This window comes from Nocardioides sp. NPDC006273 (assembly GCF_040613495.1).
In the GTDB taxonomy this organism is placed as follows: domain Bacteria; phylum Actinomycetota; class Actinomycetes; order Propionibacteriales; family Nocardioidaceae; genus Nocardioides.
On record NZ_JBEXSD010000053.1, the window covers coordinates 1 to 24614 of the forward strand.

The window sequence follows — 24614 nt, forward strand, 5'->3', positions numbered from 1 at the left end:
CTAGACAGCTCCACTCCACACCGGGGAGGCCTTCGTCCACCTACAAGTCAGATCGTGTCGTCGCAGGACTTCGACCAACGTGCCTGGACATCACAGCTAGTGGCCGGGTGCGACCGGGCCGATCTCGAGCCCGAGCAGGGCCCAGGCCCGGCGGACGGTGGCCTCGCGTGCTTCCGGGGTGGGTCCGTGCACCGCGCCGGAGACCATGGCGATGGCCAGCATGATGTCGTCGGTGCCGTGCGTCTCCGTGGGGAGTCCGGCTATGGTGGCGCGTACTCGGTCGGCAAGGTCCTGCGAGTTCTCCTCGCCGCTGATTCGGACGATGCCGATGAAGGCGGTCGAGCGGATCATCTGCCAGGTGACGACACCGAGCACATCGGCCAGCGTCGCATCGGCTCGGGCCGCGACCTGCTCGATGTCGCGTACGTTCTCCTCCAGCACGGCCGTGGCCAGGGTGAGCCGGTCGGGGAAGTGCCGGTAGAGGGTGCCCTGACCAACACCGGCGCGCTTGGCGACGGCGGACATCGGGGCGTCGAGGCCCTGCTCGGCGAGGATCTCACGGGCGGCGGTGACCAGCAGGTCGCGGTTGCGGACCGCGTCGCTTCGGGTCTGGTTTGCGGGCCTCGTCATCCCAGCAGGTTATCGGCCGAGGATCCCTTTGTCGGATGCCGGATTTCAATGAGGACAGATTCTGTCCTGAATGAGCCATAGCGTTGCTGGTGTCAGAGGGAAACACCACCAAGGAGGTCCAAGTCATGACCGCAACTGCCGCGACCGCCACCGCGACTGCAACCGACACCCTGAGCCGGGAGCGGACCGATCTGCTCGAGACGTTGGCCGATCACCGCGGCTTCCTGCGCTACACCGTCCGCGACCTCACCGACGAGCAGGCCCGGCTCACCCCGACCACCTCCGTGCTCAGCCTCGGCGGCCTGATCAAGCATGTCGCCGCCATCGAGCGAGGCTGGGCCGACTTCATCGTGCGTGGGACGGTGGCGCAGGAGCTCACCCCCGAGAAGTACGCGGAGTTCGCCGCCGACTTCGTCCTCGCCGAGGACGAGACGCTGACGGGTGTCCTCGAGGCGTACGAGGAGATCGCAGCGGCCACCGACGAGCTGGTCCGGACCGTCGACCTGGATGCGGACCACCCGCTTCCCGAGGCCCCGTGGTTCGAGGCCGGCGCGCGCTGGTCCAACCGCCGCGCCCTCACCCACATCTTGGCCGAGACCACCCAGCACGCCGGCCACGCCGACATCATCCGGGAGACCATCGACGGTCAGAAGACGATGGGCTGACTCTGTCGCTCCAGGGGCGTGGAAGAATGCGGCCCATGGCGCGGGTGACGATCATTGGTGGGGGTCCAGGCGGATACGAGGCGGCGCTGGTCGCGCAGCAGCTCGGCGCGGAGGTGACGGTCGTCGACCGTGACGGCCTCGGCGGCAGTGCGGTGCTCACCGACTGCGTGCCCAGCAAGACACTGATCGCCACCGCCGAGCTGATGTCGGACATGACGCTCGCCCGCGACCTGGGCATCCACTTCCGCGATCACCAGGGCGACCCGGCCACCGAGCTCTACGCCGACCTCGAACTGGTCAACAAGCGCGTCAAGTCGCTCGCGCTCGCGCAGTCGGGCGACATCGAGGGTCGGCTGACCCGTCGCGGGATCCGGATCGTCAAGGGCAGCGGGCGCATCGACGCCGACAAGCGACAGGTGGTCGCGACCCTGGCCGAGGACGGCGGCGAGGAGGCCATCGAGAACGACGCGGTCCTGATCGCCACCGGCGCCCGGCCGCGGGTGCTCCCCACCGCGCAGCCCGACGGAGAGCGGATCCTGACCTGGGAGCAGGTCTACGACCTCGACGATCTGCCCTCCCACATGATCGTGGTGGGCTCGGGTGTCACGGGTGTCGAGTTCGCCAGCGCCTACCTCAACCTCGGTTCGCAGGTCACCCTGGTCTCCTCGCGCGATCGGGTCCTCCCGGGGGAGGACGCGGATGCGGCCACCGTCCTCCAGGACGTACTCGAGCGTCAGGGCATGAACATCCTCAGCAAGTCGCGGATGGAGTCGGTGACCCGCTCCGGCGACGTCGTCACCGTGAAGCTGACTGACGGTCGCGAGGTCACCGGCAGCCACTGCATCCTCGCGCTCGGCTCGATCCCCAACACCGAGGGCCTCGGCCTGGAGGATGCCGGCATCGAGCTCGACGAGGGCGGCTTCATCCGCACCGACAAGGTGTCGCGCACGTCCGCCTATGGCGTGTACGCAGCCGGCGACTGCACCGGCGGCTTCATGCTCGCCTCGACGGCCGCCATGGCCGGCCGGATCGCGATGCGCCACTTCCTCGGTGACGCCGTCATCCCGATGGACCTCAAGGAGGTCGCGGCCAACGTCTTCACCTCGCCCGAGATCGCCACGGTCGGCTACTCCCAGGCCCAGGTCGACTCCGGCGAGGTCGTCGCCGAGACCCTGCGCCTCGACCTCAAGGGCAACGCGCGGGCGAAGATGCAGGGCATCGCCGACGGCTTCGTCAAGCTCATCTCCCGCCCCGGCACCGGCGTCGTCATCGGCGGCGTCGTGGTCGGTCCGCGCGCCTCGGAGCTCATCCACCCCATCGCGCTCGCCGTGTCGACCGGGCTGACGGTCGATCAGATCGCCAACACCTTCACCGTCTACCCGTCGATCTCCGGCTCCACCGCCGAGGTCGCCCGCCGTCTCCACCACGTCGAGTAGTCACCCGAGTCGGCCGAGACGACACCCAAAAACGGTGTGCGAGCAGCACCGGCACCTCGATATCGTGCGCCCCATGGGTAACTGCTGCATGACGATGTTCGTTCGGATCCGCCGCCGCTGACCGGCGCGGATCTCACCAGACAACTCGTCGCATTCGCGCCGCCACCTGGCAACCCTGCCGGGCGGCTCCGAGTGCTACCCGCATGCCGCCCGGCTCCTTCTGTCTCGAGGAGCATCCATGCCCGACGTACGCCGTGGCCGGCACGAGCTCGGCCAGAACTTTCTCACCGACAGGTCGGTACTCGACCGCATCGTCCATCTCGTCTCGCAGCGGCAGGGTCCGCTGGTGGAGTGGGGCACCGGCAACGGTGCCGTCACCCTGGCTCTGGCGGAGCTGGGCCGTCCGCTGGAGGGGGTCGAGATCGACTCCCGCCGAGCGGACGCGCTGCGCCGCCGGATCGGGACGCACGTGTGCATCTCCGAGGGCGACATCCTGCGCCACGCGCCACCGCAGGACGCCGTCGTCGTCTCCAACGTCCCGTTCCACCTGACCACACCGATCCTGCGCCACCTGCTCGCGTCGACGACGTGGCGCCATGCCGTGCTCCTGACCCAGTGGGAGGTCGCCCGCAAGCGCGCGGGTGTCGGCGGCACCACCCAGCTCACCGCGCAGTGGTGGCCGTGGTTCACCTTCACCCTCGACCGTCGGGTCCCGTCGACCGCCTTCCGTCCGCGGCCCAACGTCGACGGCGGGCTGCTGCTCATCGACCGCCGCCGAGAGCCGTTGCTGCCCGAGGCTGACCTCCGCGACTTCCAGTCGTGGGTGGCGAGGGTCTTCAGCAGCAGGGGCCGCGGCGTCGCCGAGATCCTGCGCCGCAACGGCGTCCCCGGTGTGCTCGCCGGTCAGATCGCCCGGCGGCGCCGACGTACCCAGGCTCCGGTGCTGCCACGAGACCTGCGTGCGGAGGACTGGGTCGAGGCGTACGCCGCGCGCTGACCACCCAGGTGCCTTGACCCTTCATCAAGGTATGCAGCCGAAGGTGCACATCCCGTGTGGAGCTCCGCACGGGATGTGCGCGTTTTCCGGCATACCTTGACGAAGGAACGCGCCGCCTCAGTCGAGCACGAGGACCAGGTCGCCGCCGTCGACGGACTGGGTGCCGGAGAAGGCGAGGCGGGAGACGGTGCCGTCGACGGGGGCGGTGATGGCGGCCTCCATCTTCATCGCCTCGATGGTGGCGACGGTGTCGCCGGCCTTGACCGACTCGCCGGTCTCGACCGCGATGGTGACAACACCCTGGAACGGTGCCGCGACCTGGCCGGGAACAGCCGGGTCGGCCTTCTCGGCGGCGGCGACCTCGGCGGCGACGGAGCGGTCACGCACCCCGATCGGGCGCAGGTGGCCGTTGATCGTCGCCATGACGGTGCGGATGCCGCGCTCGTCGGGCTCGGAGACGGCGGTGAGCCCGAAGATCACCGTCTTACCCTCGGAGAGCTCGACGACGTGCTCCTCGCCCTCGCGCAGGCCGTAGAGGTAGTCGAGCGTCGAGATCACCGACACGTCGCCCCACTTCGAGCGGGCCTCGGTGAACTCCTTCGTCGGGCCCGGGAAGAGCAGCCGGTTGAGCGTCCCGCGCCGGTCGGAGGCCAGCCCGGCGGCGTCCTCGGTCGACAGGGTGGGCGACGGCTCCTTCCAGGTGCGTCCCGCGATCGCCTTGCCACGGAACGGCTCGGGCCAGCCTCCCGGCGGGTCGCCGAGCTCCCCGTTGAGGAAGCCGATGACCGAGGCCGGGATGTCGTACGAGGCCGGGTCGGCCTCGAACGCGGCCGGATCCGCCCCGGCCGCCACGAGCGAGAGGGCCAGGTCGCCGATGACCTTCGAGGACGGGGTGACCTTGGGGACGCGGCCGAGGATCTGGTTGGCCGCGGCGTACATGTCCTCGATCTGCTCGAACTTCTCACCCAGCCCGAGCGCGATCGCCTGCTGGCGCAGGTTGGAGAGCTGGCCGCCCGGGATCTCGTGGCGGTAGACCCGGCCGGTCGGCGCGGGCAGCCCGGACTCGAAGGGCGCGTAGACGCGGCGTACGGCCTCCCAGTAGGGCTCCAGGGAGTTCACCGCCGCCAGCGAGAGGCCCGTGGCACGAGGCGTGTGGTCGGTCGCCGCCACCAGCGAGGAGAGCGGAGGCTGGGAGGTGGTCCCGGCCATGGACGCAGTAGCCGCGTCGACGGCGTCGACCCCGGCCTCGATCGCGGCAGTCAGGGTGGCCAGCTGGCCACCGGCGGTGTCGTGGGTGTGCAGGTGCACCGGCACGTCGAACCGCGACCGGAGCGCGGTCACCAGGGTGCGAGCTGCGGGCGCCCGCAGCAGTCCGGCCATGTCCTTGATCGCGAGCACGTGCGCCCCGGCCGAGACGATCTCGTCGGCCAGCCGCAGGTAGTAGTCGAGCGTGTAGAGCTTCTCGTCGGGCGAGAAGAGGTCGCCGGTGTAGCAGAGCGCCACCTCCGCGACGGACGTCCCGGTCGCGCGCACCGCGTCGATCGCCGGCCGCATCTGGGACACGTCGTTGAGCGCGTCGAAGATCCGGAAGACGTCGATCCCGGTCTCGGCGGCCTCGGAGACGAACGCGTCGGTGACCTCGGTCGGGTAGGGCGTGTAGCCGACCGTGTTGCGACCGCGCAGCAGCATCTGCAGGTTGACGTTCGGGACCGCCTCACGCAGCTGCGCGAGCCGCTCCCACGGATCCTCGGAGAGGAAGCGGAGAGCCACGTCGTACGTCGCCCCGCCCCATGCCTCCAGCGACCACAGCTGCGGCGTCAGCCGGGCGACATGGCCGGCGACGCCGAGCAGGTCGGTGGTGCGGACCCGGGTCGCCAGCAGCGACTGGTGGGCGTCGCGGAAGGTGGTGTCGGTGACCGCGACCGGCTCCTGCGCACGCAGCGCGGCGGCGAAACCCTCGGGCCCGAGGTCGCGCAGAAGGTCGCGAGATCCGGCCGGCGGAGCCTCGGAGAGGTCCAGCTTCGGCAGCTTCTCGACAGGGTGGAGCGAGACCGGCGCTGCGCCGTGCGGCTGGTTGACGGTGACGTCGGCGAGGTAGGTGAGCAGCTTGGTGCCGCGGTCGCCGGAGGCCCGCGCGGTCAGCAGCTGCGGATGTGTCTCGATGAACGAGGTGGTGATCGACCCGGCGATGAAGTCCGGGTCGTCGAGCAGCGCCTGCAGGAACGGGATGTTGGTCGCGACGCCGCGGATCCGGAACTCCGCCACCGCCCGGCGCGCCCGGGTGACGGCGTCCTGGAACGTACGCCCGCGGCAGGTCAGCTTGGCGAGCATCGAGTCGAAGTGGGGCGAGACCTCGGCCCCGGCGTAGGTCGTGCCGCCGTCGACGCGGATCCCGGCGCCGCCGGGGGAGCGGTAGGTGGTGATCATGCCCGTGTCGGGGCGGAAGTTGTTGGCGGGGTCCTCGGTGGTGATCCGGCACTGCATCGCCGCGCCGCGCAGCTGCACGGAGTCCTGGGTGAGCCCCAGGTCGGCCAGGGTCTCGCCGGCGGCGATCCGCATCTGGGATCGAACCAGGTCGACGTCGGTGACCTCCTCGGTCACGGTGTGCTCGACCTGGATGCGCGGGTTCATCTCGATGAAGACGTAGTTGCCGTGCTGGTCGAGCAGGAACTCCACGGTGCCGGCGCAGGAGTAGCCGATCTCCTTGGCGAAGCGCACGGCGTCCGCGCACATGCGTTCGCGCAGCTCAGGGTCGAGATTCGGCGCAGGAGCGATCTCCACGACCTTCTGGTGGCGGCGCTGCACCGAGCAGTCGCGTTCGAAGAGATGGATCACGTTGCCCTCGCCGTCGGCGAGGATCTGCACCTCGATGTGCCGGGGCTCGACCACGGCCTGCTCGATGAAGACGGTGGGGTCGCCGAAAGCAGCCTCGCCCTCGCGCATACAGGTCTCGACCGCCTCGCGGAGCTTGTCGGGCGAGTCGACCCGCCGCATGCCGCGGCCGCCACCGCCTGCGACCGCCTTCACGAAGAGCGGATAGGGCAGGGCGGAAGCGGCAGAGACGAGCGCGTCGACGTCGGTGGACGGCTCGACCGACTGCAGAGTCGGTACGCCGGCAGCCTTCGCCGCCGCGATGGCGGTGGCCTTGTTGCCGGTCAGCGTGAGGACCTCCGCCGACGGCCCGACGAAGGTGATCCCCGCCCGGGCACAGGCCTCGGCCAGCGCCGGGTTCTCTGAGAGGAACCCGTAGCCCGGGTAGATGGCGTCCGCGCCGCTCTGCTTGGCGACCTCGACGATCGCATCGGGATCGAGATAGGCCCGGATCGGATGACCGAGCTCTCCGATCTGGTAGGCCTCGTCGGCCTTCAGCCGGTGCTCTGAGCCCCGGTCCTCGTAGGGAAAGACGGCGACCGTCTTGGCCCCGAGCTCGAAGCCCGCACGGAAAGCTCGGATCGCGATCTCGCCGCGGTTGGCAACCAACACCTTCGTGAACATGGCGGCCACGGTACCCATCCGAGGAGGGTCGTCCAGGTTATGGGACGTTACCGCCCAGTTGATGGACGCCAGAGTGCCGCAACTGTGCGGATTCGTTGGGACCGCTGACGGCTCGCGGTCCATACGCTCAGTGGCATGAAGATCATGACTCGACAGCGTCGTTCGGCCCTGGTCGCCATCGCGGGCACGGCCCTGCTGGCCGGCTCGCTCACCGCGATCGGAGCGGCGGGCTCACCGGCCGCCGCGGCCGGGACCGTGAACTGCTCCGGTTCGATCAACGGCAAGGCCGGCGGTTACATCCGCAAGCGCGGCATCAAGAACAGCACGGTGACCAGCAACTATCGCAGCGCCGCGACCGCCACCTGGTCGCCGCGGGCGTGGATCGAGATCGGCGGGGCGGGCGGCCCGACCAGCTGGAAGACCAGCTACATCGTGCCCAGCACCGACAGCATCGGCCGCACCGTGACTCTCGGCGGGACCAACGGTCAGTCCGTGCTGAGCGAGACGAAGGTCGCGGCGCTCTACCGCACCAACGGCACCAAGGTGACCGGCTGGAGCCCCAAGAAGGTCGTCAACGGCCCGACGCGAGAGGTCTACAGCGTCACGACCTCCGGTGTCGTGCAGCAGACCAAGCTGTCCTTCACCACCGCGGGCACCCGCCTCGGCACGGTCACGAACCTGCCGGTCTCGTTGCCGAGCACCACCACCGTCGCGGGCGTCTGGACGAGCCACAACGGAGTGAAGTACGACCTGCTCTACTCGATCAACCCGAGCACCAGGAAGCTCGAGCAGATCGTCGTGCCCTCGGACCGCCCGGCGGGCGCGAAGAAGTACGTCGTCCGCAGTCTCGGCGCGGGCTGGCGCTACATGTCGGTGCACAACTGCTACGACGCCGACGGCATGGTCGCAGCCAAGGACATCGTGCTGATCAACCCGACGACCGGGAACGCGGTGCGCATCCGCCAGAGCAACGGCGTCGGGCACAGCACCACCTTCTCGCCCGCGACCCGCGTCGGCACGGACGGCAGCTGGAAGTGGAGCGGGATCAGCAGCTAGGGCTCACCCTGGCCAGAGGTCGAGCAGGTCCCCCGGGCGCAGCCCGAGGGCATGCTCGATGTCACCCGGCGAGGTCTCGCGCAGATACTCCGAGACCAGCTGAGCCAGCTCCATCCAGTAGCCGCGCAAGGTCGACTCGGACAGATACATGGTCCGGCTCATCTCGGCGTACGTCAGGCCGCGGGCGCGATGGGCGAGCACCTCGCGCTGCCGAGGCGTGAGGACGGTGATGCTGCGGCGGCGTACGAGGACTTCGATGAGACCGGTGATGCCCGGGGGGATCACCGGCTCTCCGGCGGCGACGGCGCGGAACGCCGCCTCCGCCTCGGCCAGCGAGGCCGCCTTCGAGACGACTCCGGTCGCCCCGGCGGCGAGGCAGGCGGCGAGTACGAAGCGGCGCTCCTCCTGGGAGTAGACGCAGACCCGGTAGCCGGCCTCGACGATACGCCGGATCGCGGTGGTGCCCTGGGAGGCGTCGGGCTGGCCGGTGTTGGCGAGGTGGAGATCGAGGATCACCACGTCGGCCTCCGGCCGCGCCGTGAACAGGTCCTCGACGCTCTCGTGGCTGGACACGAACCTCAGGTCGGGCAGGAGCAGGCTCAGCGAGGCGCGCATCGCGGTCGCATCGTCCACATGGCTGAAGCGTGGCCCGGAGGTCATGGCGGTCATCGCGTCTCCTCCACGGCGGCAGTCTGGGCGAGCGTGACGGTCGTGCCCAGGTCGGGGATGCTGCTGATCTCGACGTCGACGCCTGAGCGCGCGAGCTGTGCGACGACCACCTCCCGCAGACCGACCCCGTACGCCGTCGTCGAGGGCTCGAAGCCGATGCCGTCGTCGTGCAGGGTGACCTCCCAGCCGGAGCCGGCTTCGTCATCGGCGGCGTGCAGGACGACCCGGGTCGCCTGAGCGTGCTGACGTACGTTGAGGAGCAGGCTGCGCAGCGCGGCCGCCAGGTCGTCGGCGAGAGCTCGCGGGAGAGCGACCTCCTGGGCGAGGTCGGCGACGACCGTGATCGGGAGGTCGTCGAACTCCGCGCCGAGGGCGGTGACCACCGCGGCGAGGTTGGTCGCATCGCTCGCCGGCGGCGGGGCCTGGCCGCTCAGGTAGGCGCGCATCCGGTTGAGCTCGACCTCGGCCTGTGAGCGCAGTGCGCCGTGACCATCGGCGGCGTCGGTCTCGACCAGCAGCCGCATCATCGCGGTGCCGTTGTGGATCGCCAGCCGGGCACGGTGCTCCTCCTCGGCCTTGGCCGCCGCCGCGGCATAGCGCCGCGCCTCATCGGCCTCGGTCCCGATCCGCACGATCGTCCGGCAGCCGAACCAGGCCAGCGGCCCGAGGATGAGCAGGGTCAGACAGGTGCTCACCGCACCGGTGAGATCGGCCAGGCCGTCCACGGTCGGCGCGATGTAGACCACCTCGGCGACAGCCAGCGAGACGAGCAGGAACATCCACAGCCACCGCGAGCGTACGGCCGGCAGCGAGCAGGACACGCTCAGCGCGTAACCGAGCTGGAAGCCCACCCAGGTGCCCGTACGCAGCTCCACCGGGACCGTCCAGAGGCCCACGATCAGCAGCGTCACGGCCACCGCGACGTCGAGCACGGCGTACGCCATCGGCGGAGGCCGCTGCTTCACCATCGTGACCGCGGCGATGACGACGAGCATGACGGTCGCGAGGACCCAGGTCGCCCCGGTCAGCCAGGGGCGGTCCGCCTGGGACAGCGCGGGCATCGCCGCCAGCAGGGACGGCGTCATCTGGGCGAGGGTCGCCAGTCGCATCCCGACGACGAAGAGGGCCACCAGACGGACAGCGGCAGCCCGAGTCGAATGTGGCACCCGCGAATTGTCGCTGATGGTCGCGGAAGCGGCGGAGCATGGGTCCAGGATCCAGGCACGCTGCGCGCCGCCGACACCAACGAATCCGCGAACTGCTGCGCGGCGTCACCGGCCGAACATGGCGTCCTGCTGCTCGGCCATCTGCTGCCGCAGTCCACCCACGACGGCGGCCACGGCCGGCCGACGCCACGACTCCGGATGCACGACCGCCCAGTACGGAAGCCGCTGGTAGATCTCCGCACGGAGCATCCGGACGAGGTCGGGATGACGGTCGGCCATGAAGCAGGGCAGCAGCCCCAGACCGGCGCCGGCCCGAGTGGCCTCGACGTGCACGAAGACGTTCGTCGAGGTGACGGCGTCGCGGATGCCGGGAAGCAGGCGTCGAGGGACGTCGAGGTCGTCGACCTGGAGCATCGAGTCGACGAAGTAGACCAGGCGGTGGCGTACGGCCTCCTCGATCGTGCCGGGGGTGCCGTGACGCTCCAGATAGTCGGGGGAGGCGTAGAGGCCGAGCTCGTACCCGCCCAGATGCAGCGCCCGTCCTCGGTTGACCGACGGCTCGCCGACGACCACCTCGACGTCGACGCCGGAGCGGTGCTGCGCGGCCTGCCTGGTCACGGTGACGATCTCGACGGCGAGCTCGGGATGGTTCTGCCGCAGCGCGGCGACCGCCGGCGAGGCGACGTACGCAGCGAACCCGTCGGTCGTCGACATCCTGACCACCCCGGCCACCGGGTCGGCGGGCTCGTCACCGGCCAGCCGGGCCAGCGACTCGGCGACCCCCTCGGCGGCCCGCGCTGCCCGCTCGCCCAGAGCGGTCAGGGCCCATCCGTCGGAGCCGCGCACCAGGATCCGGCCGCCGAGGGCGCGCTCGAGGGCGGCGATGTTGCGGCTGACCGTCGTGTGCGTCAGGCCCAGCGAACGGGCGGCGGTGGTGAAGCGGCCGCTGCGCGCCACCTCGAGGAGCACCAGCAGCTGGTCGGCGGAAGGGGCCGGGGAAGAGGGGGTGGGCATCGGCTCAGCGTATCGCTGAATGTGCATTTTCGTTCACGGTGTGTGCCAACATGCGCGTTGCAGGCACATTATGAGCGCTGTCACACTCCCAGCCATGTCCACGACACAGCCGGGCGCGACCGCCGCCCCCAACGATTCCCCAGAAAACGGGCAGAGCCTGCTCCGCAGGACCGTGGCGGCCTCCATGGCCGGCACGGTCGTGGAGTGGTACGACTTCTTCCTCTACGCCACCGCCTCGGCGCTCGTCTTCGCCAAGGTGATCATGCCGGCGACCGGCAACGCCTACGACGCGATCATCGCCGCCTTCGTCACCTACGCCATCGGATTCGTCGCCAGGCCGCTGGGCGGCATCGTCTTCGGCCACATCGGCGACCGCCTCGGCCGCAAGTACACGCTGCAGGTGACGATCATGATGATCGGTGTCGCCACCGTGCTGATGGGCTGCCTGCCGACGTACGACCAGATCGGCCTCGCCGCACCGATCGCCCTCGTGATCCTGCGGTTCGTGCAGGGGCTCGCCCTGGGCGGTGAGTGGGGCGGCGCCGTCCTGCTGGTCGCCGAGCACGCGCCGGACGAGCGGCGGGCCACCTGGGCCGCGTGGCCGCAGGCCGCGGTGCCGGTGGGCAACCTGCTCGCCACGCTGGTGCTCACCGTGATGACCTTCGCGCTCTCCGACGCCGCCTTCCTGGCATGGGGCTGGCGGGTCGCGTTCTGGCTCTCCGCCGTGGTGGTCGTCGTCGGCTACTACATCCGCCGCTCGGTGACCGACTCGCCGATCTTCGAGGAGGCGAAGGCCGAGCAGGGAGAGGTCGCCTCGGCCGGCTACGGCGTCTTCGAGGTGATCCGCCGCTACCCGCTGGGTGTCGTCAAGGGGATGGGCCTGCGGTTCGCGGAGAACATCATGTATTACCTCGTGGTGTCGTTCTCGATCGTCTACCTGGTCGAGGATCAGAAGATGGACCAGGGCGCGCTGCTCGGCCTGATCGCGATCGCGCACGCCTGCCACTTCTTCTTCATCCTCGCGGTCGGCCGGCTCGCCGACGGCATCGGCCGCAAGCCGGTCTACCTCGTCGGCGCGGTGCTCGGTGCGACTTGGGGCTTCTGGGCGTTCCCGATGCTCGACACGAAGAACAACGTCGCGATCCTGGCCGCACTGATCGCCGGTCTGGCGATCCACGCCCTGATGTACTCCACCCAGCCCGCGATCATGGCCGAGATGTTCCCGACCCGGATGCGCTACTCGGGCATCTCGATCTCCTACCAGGTGACCTCGATCTTCGCTGGTTCGCTCGCTCCGCTGCTGGCCATCGCCTGGCTCAGGGACACCGGCACCTGGACCAACACCGCGATCTACCTCGCCGTGGCCGGCATCATCACCGGGCTCGTCGTGCTCACGCTCAAGGAGACCCGGGGCGCCTCGCTGCGGGCGCTGGACCGCGCCGACGCCGAGCGCGAGGCAGAGCGCGAGGTGAATCCGGCGTGACGTCGGCGACGACGGCCTCGGCTTCGGTGGATGCCTCCGGACGTACGCTGCAGGGCCGACGTGCCCTGGTGACCGGAGGGGCCTCGGGGATCGGTGCGGCGGTGGCCCGTGAGCTCGCCGCCCGTGGCGCGCGGGTCGTCGTCGCCGACCTGGCCGGCGACGCCGCTCATGGCCTGGCCGACGAGATCGGCGGCGAGGCTTGGGTGGTCGACCTGGCCGCCACGCAGGAGCTCGACGACCTCGCTCTGGAGGTGGACGTCCTGGTCAACAACGCCGGGATCCAGCGGGTCAGCCCCATCGAGGAGCTCGACCCCGACGACTTCCGCCGGATCCACTCGCTCATGCTCGTCGCGCCGTTCCTGCTGGTCAGAGCCGCCTTGCCGCACATGTACGCCAGCGGCTGGGGTCGTATCGTCAACATCTCCTCCGTGCACGGCCTGGTCGGCTCGCCCTTCAAGAGCGCCTACGTATCGGCCAAGCACGGTCTGGAGGGACTCTCCAAGGTCACCGCGCTGGAGGGTGGCCCGCACGGTGTGACCAGCGTCTGCATCAACCCCGGCTACGTGCGTACGCCGCTGGTGGAGAAGCAGATCGCCGATCAGGCCAAGGTGCACGGCGTCCCGTCCGCCGAGGTCGTCGAGCGGGTGCTGCTGCAGGACGTGGCGGTGAAGCGGCTGGTCGAGCCGGAGGAGGTCGGCTCCCTGGTCGGCTGGCTCACCGGCCCCGATGCCTCGATGGTCTCCGGTGCCTCGTGGGCCATGGACGGTGGCTGGAGCGCCCGATAGCTCCAGGCATGCTCAGGCCTGCGTACGCCACCAGTCCACCGTCGCCTTGGCTCCGGTCTCGATCGGAGTGGGGGACAGGCCCAGACGCTTCTCGCTGGCCGAGGAGTCCATCACGAACGGCTTGTCGAACTGGAAGACCATCTCGGCCAGCTCTCGGGTCCCGGCGTGCACCGCGCCGATCGACTTGAGCGCCCAGGTGGGGACGCGGCTGACTCGGGGTGCCGGGACTCCGGCCGCGTCGGCGTAGAGCTGGACCAGGGCGCGCTGCGAGATCGGGGGTGCGGTGGGGGCGTGCAGGAACGAGTCCCACAGCGCGTCCTCGTCGGCCGCCTTGATCATCGCGGCGCCGAGGTCGGGGACGTACGTCCACGAGTGCGGCGCGTCCGGGTCGCCGAGGACGCGCATGGTGCGGCCGGCGAGGACCGTCGGGACCATGCGCTCGCCGGCGTGGGCCGTGCGCACCAGCGGACCGTAGAAGTCCGAGGCCGCGACGCTGACCGTCGGGGTCGGGGAGGCGTCGCGGGCGCGAAGCAGCTCGACGCGCACCGCAGGCTTGCCGAAGTCGGCGGTGCGCGGCGTCTGCTCGGTCATCGGCGCGGTGACGTGGCCGTAGGCGTAGAGGCTCTCGGGGAAGACGGCCACGGCGCCGGCGCGACCGGCCGCCTCGAGCACGACCCTCTCCGCTCGCGGGAGCTCGGCGCGCCAGGCATCCGCGGCGTAGGCGCTGCCGTGCATGCAGTGGAAGACGGCGCGTACGCCCGCGGTGGCCTGGGCGATGGTGTCGCGGTCCGTGGCGTCGCCGCGAAGGCGCTCGATGCTCGCGTGCACCGGGCCGCTGCCGGAGCGGGTGAGGAGACGTACGCGATCTCCGCGGTCGGCGAGCTGCTGGGCGATGGTCGCGCCGACGGGGCCGGCGCCGATGACGAGGTAGGTGCTGTTCATGGCTGTCTCTTTCTTCGGTGGTCGAGCCTGTCGAGACCTGGGTTAGGAGAGCAGTGCTCTCGGAATTAGTCTGACGGGCGATCGGCTGAAATGCAAGAGCAGTGCTCACTTTTGTTGACATCGCTCTCGCTGGCGGGACACGATGACGCCATGACAGGCACTCCACGTGAACGCGCACGGGCGCAGACCATGGACGAGATCGTCCGGATCGGCCGCGAGCACCTGGCGGTCCACGGCGCAGCCGCGCTCTCGCTGCGCGCGGTCGCCCGTGACCTCGGGGTGGTCTCCTCTGCCGTCTATCGCTACGTGAAGAACCGCGACGAGCTGCTGACGCTGCTGCTCGTGTCGGGGTACGACGAGGTCGGCGACGCCGTCGACGCCGCCGTCGCCGCTGCCCCCGAGGACGACCCCCGGGCCCAGTTCCTGGCGCTGGGGCGTGCGGTCAGGGGCTGGGCGCTCGCCGAGCCGGCGACGTACGCCCTGCTCTTCGGGTCGCCCGTCCCCGGCTACGCTGCGCCGGACGAGCGCACCAGCGTCCCCGGCACCCGTGTCCCGACCGCGATGCTGCGGCTGTGCGCCGGTGCGCTCGCGGCGGGGCGGCTGACCCTTCCTGAGGCGTCGGAGGAGATCTCGACTGCGCTCGCGGAGGGTCTACAGGGCATCCGCGACCAGCTCGGCATCGACCTGCCCGACGAGGCCCTCACCCGCGGCGTACTCGTCTGGACGAGCCTCTTCGGCCGCGTCAGCTTCGAGGTCTTCGGCCAGTTCGGCCCCGACGCCTTCGGTGATCCCGTCGCTCTCTTCGAGCTCCATCTGGCCACGCTGGCCGACGAGCTCGGGTTGTGACGCCATGCGTCTGGTTCGCTGCGCTCGAAGAACTTGTCGATCGACAAGGTATGCGCGTATACAATGGCCGTGTGACTGAGACCAAGCGGCTACGAGTTGAGGCGGGTCTGACTCAGACCGAGGTCTGCGCGCGTACGGGAATCGCCCGGCCGAACCTCTCGGCTTATGAGTCTGGAAGGCGTACGCCGTCGCCGGAGACCCTGGCACGGATCCGTGCTGCCTGTCGGCACCGTCCATCGGAGGTCGTGGCGGCGAACGTCGAAGAGATCAAGTCGATCGTTCGGCTACACCACGGTGTTTCGGTAGAGCTCTTCGGCTCAGCGGCTCGCGGTGACGACCGGTGGGACTCTGACATCGACCTCCTCATCACGCTCGACGACGAGGCTGGAATGCTCGACTTGGTGCGGATGCAACGAGACCTCGAGCGGGCGCTCGGTGTCGAGGTCGACCTGGTTGACAGGGATGCGCTCGACGCTGAGCACAGTCAGCGCGACCGCATGGTCCTTGCCGACGCGGTCGGGCTGTGACGGCGGTCGGACGCGAGCGGCTCGCCGAGCTCTACGGCAGTCGAGTCGTCGACGAGCTCGAGTTTCTGCTGCGTACTCTTGATGAGATCGAGCTGGTGATCCAGCGCGGCTGGGAGGCCTACGCCGACGACGTACTGCTCCAGCGAGCGGTCGAGGGCTCGGCGAATCGGATCGGCGACACGATCCGAAACAAGGTTCCGACGAAGCTGCAGACCGACCATCTCGGGCTGGACGCGTGGTCCGAGTGGGTCGACTGGCGGGTGTTCCTCGCGCACCACTACCACCGCGTCGACCCCCGTCGGATCTGGCAGGACATGATCCGCGACGTTCCACGGTTCCGGCGGTTCATCGCCGAGGACCTTCTCGGCGACTGACGTCGGTTTCCCGTCTGTCCGCGCAGGCGATCCGCCGCGGCGCGGAGCGGCCCTTCGCCAAGGGATGCAGCCGAACGCCCACATCCCTAGCGGAACTCCGCTAGGGATGTGGGCGCTTCTCGGCATACCTTGACGAAGGACCAGCCCTCGACCGGCTACTTGATCTCCGCGATGACCGCCCCGTTGGCGACCGTCTCGCCCACGGTGGCGCTCAGCCCGGTGATGACGCCGGCCTTGTGGGCCTTGAGGGGCTGCTCCATCTTCATCGCCTCGATGACCACGACGACGTCGCCCTCGGCGACCTCCTGGCCCTCCTCGACGGCGATCTTGACGATCGTGCCCTGCATCGGCGAGGCGACGGAGTCGCCGGAGGCGGCGGCGCCGGCCTTCTTCGCCGCGCGCTTCGGCTTCTTCGCAGCGCCCGCGCCACCGCCGACCGCGAGCCCACCGAGACCGGCGGGCAGGGAGACCGAGAGGCGCTTGCCGCCGACCTCGACGACGACGGTCTGCCGCTCGCCGTCCTCGGCGGGCTCACCGGCAGCGCCGGCGTAGGGGGTGATCTGGTTGTCGAAGTCGGTCTCGATCCAGGTCGTGTAGACCTCGAAGGAGCCGTTCTCCGCGGTGTAGGCCGGGTCGTTGACGACGGCCTGGTGGAACGGGATGGCGGTCGGCATGCCGTCGACCTTGAACTCGTCGAGCGCCCGGCGGGAGCGCTCCAGTGCCTGGGTGCGGTCGCGGCCGGTGATGATCAGCTTCGCGATCAGCGAGTCGAACGAGCCCGGGATGGTCTCGCCCTTCTCGTAGCCGCCGTCCAGACGTACGCCGGGGCCGGCCGGGGGCGCCCACTCGGTCAGCGTGCCCGGGGCCGGCATGAAGTTGTTGCCGCCGTCCTCGGCGTTGATGCGGTATTCGATGGAGTGGCCACGGACCTCGGGGTCGTCGTAGCCCAGCTCCTCACCGGCGGCGATGCGGAACATCTCGCGGACGAGGTCGATGCCGGTGACCTCCTCGGAGACGCAGTGCTCGACCTGGAGGCGGGTGTTGACCTCGAGGAAGGAGATGGTGCCGTCGGCGGCGACCAGGAACTCGCACGTGCCCGCGCCGACGTAGCCGGCCTCGCGCAGGATCGCCTTGGAGGACTCGTAGAGGCGCTTGTTCTGCTCCTCGGTGAGGAACGGCGCGGGGGCCTCCTCGACCAGCTTCTGGTGACGACGCTGCAGCGAGCAGTCGCGGGTGGAGATGACGACCACGTTGCCGTGCTTGTCGGCCAGGCACTGGGTCTCGACGTGACGCGGCTTGTCGAGGAACTTCTCGACCAGGCACTCGCCACGACCGAAGGCGCCGACCGCCTCGCGGACCGCCGACTCGTAGAGCTCGGGGATCTCCTCGAGCGTACGCGCGACCTTCAGGCCGCGACCGCCACCACCGAAGACCGCCTTGATGGCGACCGGAAGACCGTGCTCGGTGGCGAAGGAGACGATCTCCGAGGCGTCCTCGACCGGGTCCTTGAGGCCTGGAGCCAGCGGCGCGCCGGCCTTCAGCGCGATCTGCTTGGCCTTCGCCTTGTCGCCGAGCGCGTCGATCGCCTCGGGCGAGGGACCGATCCAGGTCAGACCGGCGTCGATCACGGCCTTGGCGAAGTCGGCGTTCTCGGCCAGGAACCCGTAGCCCGGGTGGACCGAGTCGGCACCGGACTGGCGCGCGACATCGAGGATCTTCTCGATGGACAGGTAGGACTCCGCGGGTGTCGCGCCGCCGAGCGAGTAGGACTCATCGGCGAGACGCACGAAGAGCGCGTCACGGTCGGGGTCCGCGTAGATCGCTACGGAGCCGATTCCGGCGTCCTTGCACGCGCGGATCACTCGAACGGCGATCTCACCGCGGTTGGCGATCAGGACCTTTGTCAGTGGCTTGCTCAACGAGAACTCCTCCATCGTGAATGCAAGGACATGCTAGGGGAGGCCATCCGGCCCTGGCTCCAGGCGTGCGTAGTAACGATTGTCACACTTCGGTGAGCTGAGCGAGCGAGGAGGTTACTCGACGGTACACGTCGTCGTCGACGAGCACCCCCGCATGCCGGAGCGCCAGCACCGCCGCCCCGGCCAGGCCGTCGTTGGCGACGACGGCTCCGGGAGCGACCCGGGCGGCGAAGTCGGGTTGCCGGGCCAGGACGCTTCCGGCTGCGACCAACGGGCCGACGACATCAGGCGTACGCACCGCCACCAGTGTCTCCGCCAGCCCGGCCGCCGCCCGGTCGAGGATCCCCGCCGCGACCTCGTCGTCGGCGTCCGCCGCGGTGAAGACGAGTGCGGCGAAGTCGGCCAGGCGCAGCGGCGGCATCGCATAGAGAGCGGCTGTGGCCGCGACGAGCGTCCCGGTCCGGCCGCCTTCGCGATGAGTGACCGGCGGCGTCCCGAGCCGCTCCAGCAACAGGCTGGTCAGCAGGGTCGTGGCACCGCGCCCGTCGAGCGGCGCCAGCCCGGCACGTACGGCCTCGCGTCCCAGCCAGAAGCCCGAGCCGACATCGCCGAGCAGCCAGCCCAGGCCGTCCGAGATCGCGGCCAGCCTGCCGTTCTCGACCCGCACCGCCGACGCTCCTGTGCCGGAGAGCAGCACATATCCGTCGGGAGCCGCCGTCCCCGAGAAGTACGCAGCCAGCACATCGAAGTCGAAGACCGGCTCGTTCGCGACCAGGTCGGAGAGGGTGGCCGCGATGGTCGCCCGGTGGCCGGCACCGCCCGCTCCCGCCACCGCCAGAGCCGCACCAGAGACCTGATCGACCCCCGCGGCGGCCATGGCCTGGGTGACTGCGGCCCTGATCGCCGAGGTGGCAGCGTCGATTCCGGCGGAGGTCGGGTTGCCGCTGCCGGCCTTCCCGATGCCTCCGCATCGTCCGTCAGAGGAGACGACGACGGCGCGAGTGCTGGTGCCTCCCGCGTCGAGTCCCAGATAGTTATGAGTCATTGACACCGTTTCGTAACAGAAAACCATTGCCAGGCGTACTCTCTCCAAATAGTTTTCGTGCGCAGGGCTCGTCATACGGTCGCGGCCCGAGTTTGCAAAGTGGGTGGACTAATTGATCACTGACGTGTTCGGATCCTTCGACGAGCAGGTTCGCACACGCCTGTCCGAGCTGCAGGCCATTGCGCAGTCCGGTGGCTTCGACGAGGCGATCGAGCTGATGGTCGGCAGCATCCGCAACGGCGGAGTGCTGCAGGCGTTCGGCACCGGCCACTCACAGGCGTTCGCGATGGAGATCGCCGGACGGGCCGGTGGCCTCATCCCGACCCACGCCATCGCGCTGCGGGACACGGTCCTCATGGGCGAGCGTCCGGCCAGCGACCTGGCGGGCGGTCTCCTCGAGCGTGACAGCAACATCGCGAACGAGCTCTGGGAGCTCCACGAGTTCCACGCCGAGGACGTCTTCCTGATCGCGTCCAACTCAGGTGTCAACGGCTCGATCGTCGGCATCGCGCTGCGCGCGAAGGAGGAGGGCCACAAGGTGATCGCGGTGACCAGCCTCGAGCACACCAACGCGGTCACCCCCAAGCACCCCAGCGGCAAGCGCCTGGCCGAGATCGCCGACGTGGTGATCGACAACCTGGCTCCCTTCGGGGACGCGACCGTCCAGCTGGGCGGCGAAGAGGGCTCCGGAGTGATGGGCGGTGCGGTCTCGTCCATCACGGCCGCGTACATCGCTCAGCTCCTGACGATCGGCACCGCGGCCACGCTCGAGGCCGCCGGTGAGACCCCACCCCTGTATCTCTCCGCCAATATCCCGGGTGGCGATGAGCACAACGATGCGCTGAAGGCTCGCTACGGCGAGCGCATCGGAAGCATGGCCTGAACACCCGTAAGAAGAAGTAAAAGAGGAATCCCACCCGAAAGAAGGCAGCACGATGTCCCAGCAGCTTCACGGCCGGCTCGACCGCCGGACCCTTCTGCGCGGCAGCCTCGCCGGCGCGGCGCTCCTGTCGTTCTCCGGTGCGCTCGCCGCCTGTGGCGCGCCCGGTAGCGACTCCGACAACACCGGTGGCGGCACCAAGTCCGACTCCAACCCGTTCGGCATGGCGGAGGACTCCACCGTCGACGTGGTGATCTTCGACGGTGGCTACGGCTACGACTACGTCGAGTTCGCCGCAGGCATGGCCGGCAAGGAGTTCGCCGACGCCGACTTCAAGGTCAGCGCCACGACCAAGATCGCCACCGAGCTCCAGCCGCGCTTCGTCGGTGGCACGCCGCCGGACCTGATCGACAACTCCGGCGCCGACCTGATCGGCTTCAACACCATCGCCACCCAGCTGGAGGAGCTCGACGACGTCTTCGAGACCGAGAACTACGAGGGCGTCAAGATCGCCGACACCCTCTACCCCAACGTCAAGGCTCCCGGCACCTACAGCGACCGGTTCGTGGCGATCAACTACGTCATGACCCTCTACGGCGTCTGGTACTCGGCCTCGCTCTTCGCGGAGAACGGCTGGACCGCACCGAAGACCTGGGACGAGGCCCTCGAGCTCGGTGCCAAGGCCAAGGCCAAGAAGAAGTACCTCTGGGTCTGGGGCAAGGAGGCGGCGACCTACTACCGCACCATGGTGATCGACTCGGCGGCGAAGGAGGGCGGCGACGAGGTACGCCTCGCGCTGGAGAACCTCGAGAAGGGCGCCTGGTCCCACCCGGTCATCCAGGGCATCCTCGAGAAGCTCGGCGAGATGGTGAAGCAGGACATGTTCGTCCCCGGCGGAGCCGGCACCCAGTTCACTGCCGCTCAGGCCAAGTGGTCCAACGACCAGCAGGCCCTCCTCTACCCGAGCGGTGGCTGGATCGAGAACGAGATGAAGGACGCCACCAAGGACGGCTTCGAGATGACCGGCATCCCTGAGTTCGTGCTCAGCGACAGCCCGGCGATGCCCATCGAGGCCATCCGTGCGGCGGCCGGCGAGGCGTACATCGTCCCGAGCAAGGCGAAGAACCCGGCCGGCGGCAAGGAGGTCCTCCGCGCGATGCTGTCGAAGGAGGCGGCCACCAACTTCTCGAAGACGAAGCTGGCGCCGACCATCGTCAAGGACACCATCCCGGCCGACGGCTTCGGCTCCGCGGCGCTGAAGTCGCAGAGCGCGATGCTCGACGCCGCCGGTGACAACACCTTCAACTTCCAGTTCTACGACTACTACGGCACGAACACCGACGAGCTCGTGGTCTGGAACTCGTTCCTCTCCGGCGACTTGGACGTCAAGGGCTTGACGAAGGCCGTCCAGGGCATCTTCGACAAGGTCGCTGACGACTCCTCGATCGAGAAGCTCAAGATCACCTGATCCCTCTCACAGATCGCGAACCACCTATGTCTGCATCAGCCACTGATGCGACGACGGCGGGCGGGCTCCCCGAGGCAAACCCCTGGGGAGCCCCACCGCGCCGTCGCCGCCGCAAGCTCACCTTCGACCGGGCCCTGTTCATGGCCGTCTTCCTCGGCCTGCCGGTCGCGGTCTTCGTCATCTTCGTCGTGATCCCGATCGGCCAGGCCCTCTTCTACTCGCTGACCGACTGGTCCGGGTTCTCCCCGGTCATGAACGTCGTCGGCCTGGACAACTACGTCAAGCTGCTCAACGACGAGACCTTCCTCAAGGCGCTGCGCAACAACGCACTGCTCACGCTCGTGGTGCCGTTGGTGACGCTCACTGCGGCGCTGGCGATCGCGGTGGTCGTGACCACCGCAGGACCCAGCACCGGCCAGGTGCGCGGCCTGAACGGCTCCGGCTTCTACCGGGTCGTCTCGTTCTTCCCCTACGCAGTGCCGGCCATCGTCATCGGTCTGCTCTGGGCACAGGTCTACGACCCGGCCGCCGGCCTGTTCAACGGGGTCCTCACCGGCATCGGCCTCGACGGCTTCGAGAACTATGCCTGGCTCGGGGAGGTGCGTGCGGCGATGCCGGCCTCGATGTTCGTGATGATCTGGGCCAGCATCGGCTTCTACACCGTGCTCTTCGTGGCCGCCATCAAGGGCATCCCCGCGGAGATCTACGAGGCCGCTCGGATCGACGGCGCCGGTCGGTTCCGCACCGCGATCTCGATCACGCTCCCGTCGATCCGCGACAACGTCCAGACGGCCTACATCTACCTCGGGATCCTCACCCTCGACGCGTACGTCTTCATGGCGGCGCTCAACCCGGGCGGTGGACCCGCGAACTCGACGCTGACGATGAGCCAGCACCTGATGAACACGGCCTTCAAGAAGGGCCAGTTCGGCTACGCCACCTCGATGGGAGTCGTGCTCGCCTTGGTCACGCTGCTCTTCGCAGCGCTGATCTTCACGATCTTCTACTTCGCCGGTGGACGGGACAAGAAGGGAGCGGTGCGGGCATGAGTGCTGTGACTCTCGACGAGCAGGCCGCCCCAGCGCGCGCCGACCGCGGCAGGCGTACGCCCAGTGACGCCCTGGTGGCGGGCACGTCGCACACGATGTTGATCCTCTGGTCGGTCATCGTGATCGTGCCGTTCTGCTGGGTGCTGCTCTCCTCGTTCAAGACGTCGAAGGAGATCCTGTCCTCGCCGTTCTCCCTGCCGGCGGAGTGGAGCTTCGACAACTACGTCAGCGCCTGGACGAAGGCCGGCATCGGGACGTACTTCTTCAACACCGTCATCGTCGTCGGCACCGCCCTGGTGCTGGTGATGCTGCTGGGGGCGATGTGCGCCTACGTGCTGGCACGGTTCGAGTTCTTCGGACGCAACTTCATCTACTACTCGATGCTCGGCGGGCTGACCTTCCCGGTCTTCCTGGTCATCGTGCCGCTCTTCTTCGTGCTGCAGGGGTTCGGGCTGCTCAACACGCTGCCAGGACTGATCCTGACCTACGTGGCCTACGCGCTGCCGTTCACCGTCTTCTTCCTCTACGCCTTCTTCAAGACGTTGCCCGACGACGTCTATGAGGCCGCGATGATGGACGGTGCGGGGGAGTGGCGCACGTTCTTCCGGATCATGCTGCCCATGGCCGCACCTGGGATGGCCGGCGTGGCGATCTTCAACTTCCTCGGACTGTGGAACCAGTTTCTGCTCCCGGTGGCGCTCAACACCGACCGGAAGAACTACGTGCTCACCCAGGGCATGGCCTCGTTCTCGTCGCAGGCGGGTTACAACGTGGACTTCGGCGCGCTCTTCGCCGGCGTGGTGCTGACCGTGCTGCCGGTGCTGGTGGTCTACCTGATCTTCCAGCGGCGGATCGCCGGGACGGTCTCGACAGGGACATTCCGGTAGAGATGTGATCGGGGTCTCGCCTCCCAGGTTAATAAGCGCTAACCTGGGAGGCGTGACCTCCTTTCTCCAGCCCGAGCACGAAGAGTTGCGTGCTGTCGTCCGTGACTTCGCCCAGAAGGAGATCGCGCCCCATGCCTCGCAATGGGACCGCGACCACCACTTCCCCGTCGATGTGGTCCACAAGATGGGTGAGCTGGGCCTGTTCGGCCTGACCGCCCCCGAGGCGTACGGAGGGGGCGAGGGTGACCTCGTCGCGCTCTGTGTCGCGATCGAGGAGCTCGGCCGTGTCGACCAGTCGATCGGGATCACGCTCGAGGCCGCCGTCGGTCTCGGGATCAACCCGATCCTCACCTACGGCACCGACGAGCAGAAGGAGCGGTGGCTCCCCGACCTCGTCGCGGGCAAGAAGCTGGCCGGCTTCGGGCTGACCGAGCCGGGCGCCGGCTCCGACGCCGGCGCGACCGCCACCAAGGCCGTACTGGACGGCGAGGAGTGGGTCGTCGACGGCGCCAAGCAGTTCATCACCAACTCCGGCTCCTCGATCACCTCGGTCGTCACCGTCACTGCGCGCACGGGGGTCTCGACAGGCTCGACCACCGGGGGTCGTGACAAGCCCGAGATCAGCACCATCATGATCCCCTCGGGCACGCCCGGGTTCACCGCCGAGAAGGGCTACGACAAGCTCGGCTGGCACGCCTCCGACACCCACCCGCTCTCCTTCGACGGCGCCCGGGTGCCGGCCGACCACCTCCTCGGTGAGCGCGGCCGCGGCTACGCCCAGTTCCTGGCCACCCTCGACGACGGCCGCGTGGCGATCGCCGCTCTCGCGGTCGGCTGCATCCAGGCGTGCCTCGACATGGCCCTGGAGTACGCCGGGGAGCGGCAGACCTTCGGTGGCCCGATCGGCCGCAAGCAGGGCGTCGCCTTCCAGATCGCCGACCTCGAGGTCATGCTGCGGGCCTCGCGCCTGATGACGTACGAGGCCGCCGCGATGAAGTCCGGGCTCGAGTCGGGTGCCGTCACGATGAAGGAGTTCAAGCAGGCAGCCGCCGCTGCGAAGCTGTACGCCACCGAGTCGGCCGTCACCGCGACCCGTATCGCCACCCAGGTCTTCGGTGGCTACGGGTTCATGGAGGAGTATCCGGTGGCTCGTTTCTACCGCGACGCGAAGATCCTGGAGATCGGCGAAGGCACCTCCGAGGTCCAGCGGATGCTGATCGCAAGAGGTCTCGGCCTGCCGGTCGAATGAGCTTGATTCTTCCTGTGGGCTGAACGAAACCC

General features: G+C 69.0%; 22 protein-coding genes and 1 pseudogene. 15 read left to right on the forward strand and 8 right to left on the reverse strand.

The features are described from left to right. Positions 1–96 precede the first annotated feature (96 nt). Positions 97–630: a helix-turn-helix domain-containing protein gene (locus ABZZ22_RS20485; protein WP_354935034.1), complete on the reverse strand. Its 534-nt coding sequence runs from the start codon at positions 628–630 to the stop codon at positions 97–99. A 125-nt stretch (positions 631–755) separates the two neighbouring features. Between ABZZ22_RS20485 and ABZZ22_RS20490 the strand changes: the two genes are divergently transcribed. From ABZZ22_RS20490 to erm, 3 genes are all read left to right on the forward strand, one after another. Continuing rightward, on the forward strand, positions 756–1295 hold the full coding sequence (locus ABZZ22_RS20490) for a DinB family protein (RefSeq protein WP_354935037.1): 540 nt from the start codon (positions 756–758) through the stop codon (positions 1293–1295). A gap of 35 nt (positions 1296–1330) precedes the next feature. Next, complete coding sequence (locus tag ABZZ22_RS20495; RefSeq protein ID WP_354935040.1) at positions 1331–2731, forward strand: NAD(P)H-quinone dehydrogenase; 1401 nt, start codon at positions 1331–1333, stop codon at positions 2729–2731. A gap of 238 nt (positions 2732–2969) precedes the next feature. Next, the gene (gene erm / locus ABZZ22_RS20500) at positions 2970–3728 is read left to right on the forward strand and encodes a 23S ribosomal RNA methyltransferase Erm (RefSeq protein WP_354935043.1); all 759 of its coding nucleotides are present in this window, start codon (positions 2970–2972) and stop codon (positions 3726–3728) included. A gap of 117 nt (positions 3729–3845) precedes the next feature. Here erm and ABZZ22_RS20505 read toward each other — a convergent pair whose 3' ends face one another. Beyond that, positions 3846–7223, reverse strand: a complete 3378-nt coding sequence (locus tag ABZZ22_RS20505) for a pyruvate carboxylase (RefSeq protein WP_354935046.1) — start codon at positions 7221–7223, stop codon at positions 3846–3848. Positions 7224–7358: 135 nt separating this feature from the next. On the opposite strand from ABZZ22_RS20505, the gene ABZZ22_RS20510 reads away from it, so the two are divergent. Next, positions 7359–8279: a hypothetical protein gene (locus ABZZ22_RS20510; RefSeq protein ID WP_354935049.1), complete on the forward strand. Its 921-nt coding sequence runs from the start codon at positions 7359–7361 to the stop codon at positions 8277–8279. Between the two features lie 3 nt (positions 8280–8282). Here ABZZ22_RS20510 and ABZZ22_RS20515 read toward each other — a convergent pair whose 3' ends face one another. From ABZZ22_RS20515 to ABZZ22_RS20525, 3 genes are all read right to left on the reverse strand, one after another. After that, positions 8283–8948, reverse strand: coding sequence for a hypothetical protein (locus tag ABZZ22_RS20515; protein WP_354935052.1), 666 nt, complete (start codon positions 8946–8948; stop codon positions 8283–8285). Continuing rightward, a complete protein-coding gene (locus ABZZ22_RS20520) occupies positions 8945–10114 on the reverse strand; it encodes a hypothetical protein (RefSeq protein ID WP_354935054.1) in 1170 nt (389 codons plus the stop codon). The genes ABZZ22_RS20515 and ABZZ22_RS20520 overlap by 4 nt, the downstream gene beginning before the upstream one ends. A gap of 105 nt (positions 10115–10219) precedes the next feature. After that, complete coding sequence (locus ABZZ22_RS20525) at positions 10220–11128, reverse strand: LysR family transcriptional regulator (protein WP_354935057.1); 909 nt, start codon at positions 11126–11128, stop codon at positions 10220–10222. Positions 11129–11222: 94 nt separating this feature from the next. On the opposite strand from ABZZ22_RS20525, the gene ABZZ22_RS20530 reads away from it, so the two are divergent. Both ABZZ22_RS20530 and ABZZ22_RS20535 read left to right on the forward strand, forming a co-directional pair. Further along, complete coding sequence (locus tag ABZZ22_RS20530) at positions 11223–12611, forward strand: MFS transporter (protein WP_354935060.1); 1389 nt, start codon at positions 11223–11225, stop codon at positions 12609–12611. Further along, positions 12608–13396 (forward strand): 3-hydroxybutyrate dehydrogenase, encoded by a 789-nt coding sequence (locus ABZZ22_RS20535; protein WP_354935063.1) that lies wholly within the window; start codon positions 12608–12610, stop codon positions 13394–13396. Before ABZZ22_RS20530 ends, ABZZ22_RS20535 begins: the two co-directional genes overlap by 4 nt. Positions 13397–13408: 12 nt before the next feature. Here the strand turns inward: ABZZ22_RS20535 and ABZZ22_RS20540 are convergent, their stop codons facing one another. Further along, positions 13409–14338 (reverse strand): NAD-dependent epimerase/dehydratase family protein, encoded by a 930-nt coding sequence (locus ABZZ22_RS20540; RefSeq protein WP_354935066.1) that lies wholly within the window; start codon positions 14336–14338, stop codon positions 13409–13411. A gap of 150 nt (positions 14339–14488) precedes the next feature. Between ABZZ22_RS20540 and ABZZ22_RS20545 the strand changes: the two genes are divergently transcribed. The 4 genes and pseudogenes from ABZZ22_RS20545 (at position 14489) to ABZZ22_RS20560 (ending at position 16085) form a co-directional block, all read left to right on the forward strand. Next, a complete protein-coding gene (locus ABZZ22_RS20545; protein ID WP_354935069.1) occupies positions 14489–15184 on the forward strand; it encodes a WHG domain-containing protein in 696 nt (231 codons plus the stop codon). Between the two features lie 50 nt (positions 15185–15234). Continuing rightward, positions 15235–15405, forward strand: a pseudogene (locus ABZZ22_RS20550) (helix-turn-helix transcriptional regulator); the annotation flags it as partial. Between the two features lie 24 nt (positions 15406–15429). Beyond that, entirely contained in the window at positions 15430–15711 is a 282-nt protein-coding gene (locus ABZZ22_RS20555) for a nucleotidyltransferase domain-containing protein (RefSeq protein WP_354935160.1), read from the forward strand. Continuing rightward, complete coding sequence (locus ABZZ22_RS20560; protein ID WP_354935072.1) at positions 15708–16085, forward strand: HepT-like ribonuclease domain-containing protein; 378 nt, start codon at positions 15708–15710, stop codon at positions 16083–16085. The genes ABZZ22_RS20555 and ABZZ22_RS20560 overlap by 4 nt, the downstream gene beginning before the upstream one ends. Positions 16086–16240: 155 nt before the next feature. Here the strand turns inward: ABZZ22_RS20560 and ABZZ22_RS20565 are convergent, their stop codons facing one another. Further along, entirely contained in the window at positions 16241–18019 is a 1779-nt protein-coding gene (locus tag ABZZ22_RS20565; protein ID WP_354935075.1) for a biotin carboxylase N-terminal domain-containing protein, read from the reverse strand. Positions 18020–18086: 67 nt separating this feature from the next. Continuing rightward, entirely contained in the window at positions 18087–19049 is a 963-nt protein-coding gene (locus tag ABZZ22_RS20570; protein WP_354935078.1) for a BadF/BadG/BcrA/BcrD ATPase family protein, read from the reverse strand. Between the two features lie 112 nt (positions 19050–19161). Between ABZZ22_RS20570 and ABZZ22_RS20575 the strand changes: the two genes are divergently transcribed. Genes ABZZ22_RS20575 through ABZZ22_RS20595 form a run of 5 tightly spaced genes read left to right on the forward strand, consistent with a single transcriptional unit; the run spans position 19162 to position 24582 of the window. After that, complete coding sequence (locus tag ABZZ22_RS20575) at positions 19162–19932, forward strand: SIS domain-containing protein (RefSeq protein ID WP_354935081.1); 771 nt, start codon at positions 19162–19164, stop codon at positions 19930–19932. A gap of 52 nt (positions 19933–19984) precedes the next feature. Further along, the gene (gene ngcE / locus ABZZ22_RS20580) at positions 19985–21397 is read left to right on the forward strand and encodes an N-acetylglucosamine/diacetylchitobiose ABC transporter substrate-binding protein (protein WP_354935084.1); all 1413 of its coding nucleotides are present in this window, start codon (positions 19985–19987) and stop codon (positions 21395–21397) included. Between the two features lie 26 nt (positions 21398–21423). After that, entirely contained in the window at positions 21424–22446 is a 1023-nt protein-coding gene (locus ABZZ22_RS20585) for a sugar ABC transporter permease (protein WP_354935087.1), read from the forward strand. After that, on the forward strand, positions 22443–23333 hold the full coding sequence (locus tag ABZZ22_RS20590) for a carbohydrate ABC transporter permease (protein ID WP_354935090.1): 891 nt from the start codon (positions 22443–22445) through the stop codon (positions 23331–23333). The genes ABZZ22_RS20585 and ABZZ22_RS20590 overlap by 4 nt, the downstream gene beginning before the upstream one ends. A gap of 52 nt (positions 23334–23385) precedes the next feature. Further along, positions 23386–24582 carry an acyl-CoA dehydrogenase family protein gene (locus tag ABZZ22_RS20595; RefSeq protein ID WP_354935093.1) on the forward strand — a complete coding sequence of 399 codons (1197 nt, stop codon included), beginning with the start codon at positions 23386–23388 and terminating at the stop codon, positions 24580–24582. Positions 24583–24614: the final 32 nt, after the last annotated feature.

Coding starts and splice junctions, on each gene's coding strand:
- ABZZ22_RS20485 (WP_354935034.1), bottom strand. CDS start 630: ATGACGAGGCCCGCAAACCAGACCCGAAGCGACGCGGTCCGCAACCGC.
- ABZZ22_RS20490 (WP_354935037.1), top strand. CDS start 756: ATGACCGCAACTGCCGCGACCGCCACCGCGACTGCAACCGACACCCTG.
- ABZZ22_RS20495 (WP_354935040.1), top strand. CDS start 1,331: ATGGCGCGGGTGACGATCATTGGTGGGGGTCCAGGCGGATACGAGGCG.
- erm (WP_354935043.1), top strand. CDS start 2,970: ATGCCCGACGTACGCCGTGGCCGGCACGAGCTCGGCCAGAACTTTCTC.
- ABZZ22_RS20505 (WP_354935046.1), bottom strand. CDS start 7,223: ATGTTCACGAAGGTGTTGGTTGCCAACCGCGGCGAGATCGCGATCCGA.
- ABZZ22_RS20510 (WP_354935049.1), top strand. CDS start 7,359: ATGAAGATCATGACTCGACAGCGTCGTTCGGCCCTGGTCGCCATCGCG.
- ABZZ22_RS20515 (WP_354935052.1), bottom strand. CDS start 8,948: ATGACCGCCATGACCTCCGGGCCACGCTTCAGCCATGTGGACGATGCG.
- ABZZ22_RS20525 (WP_354935057.1), bottom strand. CDS start 11,128: ATGCCCACCCCCTCTTCCCCGGCCCCTTCCGCCGACCAGCTGCTGGTG.
- ABZZ22_RS20530 (WP_354935060.1), top strand. CDS start 11,223: ATGTCCACGACACAGCCGGGCGCGACCGCCGCCCCCAACGATTCCCCA.
- ABZZ22_RS20540 (WP_354935066.1), bottom strand. CDS start 14,338: ATGAACAGCACCTACCTCGTCATCGGCGCCGGCCCCGTCGGCGCGACC.
- ABZZ22_RS20545 (WP_354935069.1), top strand. CDS start 14,489: ATGACAGGCACTCCACGTGAACGCGCACGGGCGCAGACCATGGACGAG.
- ABZZ22_RS20565 (WP_354935075.1), bottom strand. CDS start 18,019: ATGGAGGAGTTCTCGTTGAGCAAGCCACTGACAAAGGTCCTGATCGCC.
- ABZZ22_RS20570 (WP_354935078.1), bottom strand. CDS start 19,049: ATGACTCATAACTATCTGGGACTCGACGCGGGAGGCACCAGCACTCGC.
- ngcE (WP_354935084.1), top strand. CDS start 19,985: ATGTCCCAGCAGCTTCACGGCCGGCTCGACCGCCGGACCCTTCTGCGC.
- ABZZ22_RS20585 (WP_354935087.1), top strand. CDS start 21,424: ATGTCTGCATCAGCCACTGATGCGACGACGGCGGGCGGGCTCCCCGAG.
- ABZZ22_RS20590 (WP_354935090.1), top strand. CDS start 22,443: ATGAGTGCTGTGACTCTCGACGAGCAGGCCGCCCCAGCGCGCGCCGAC.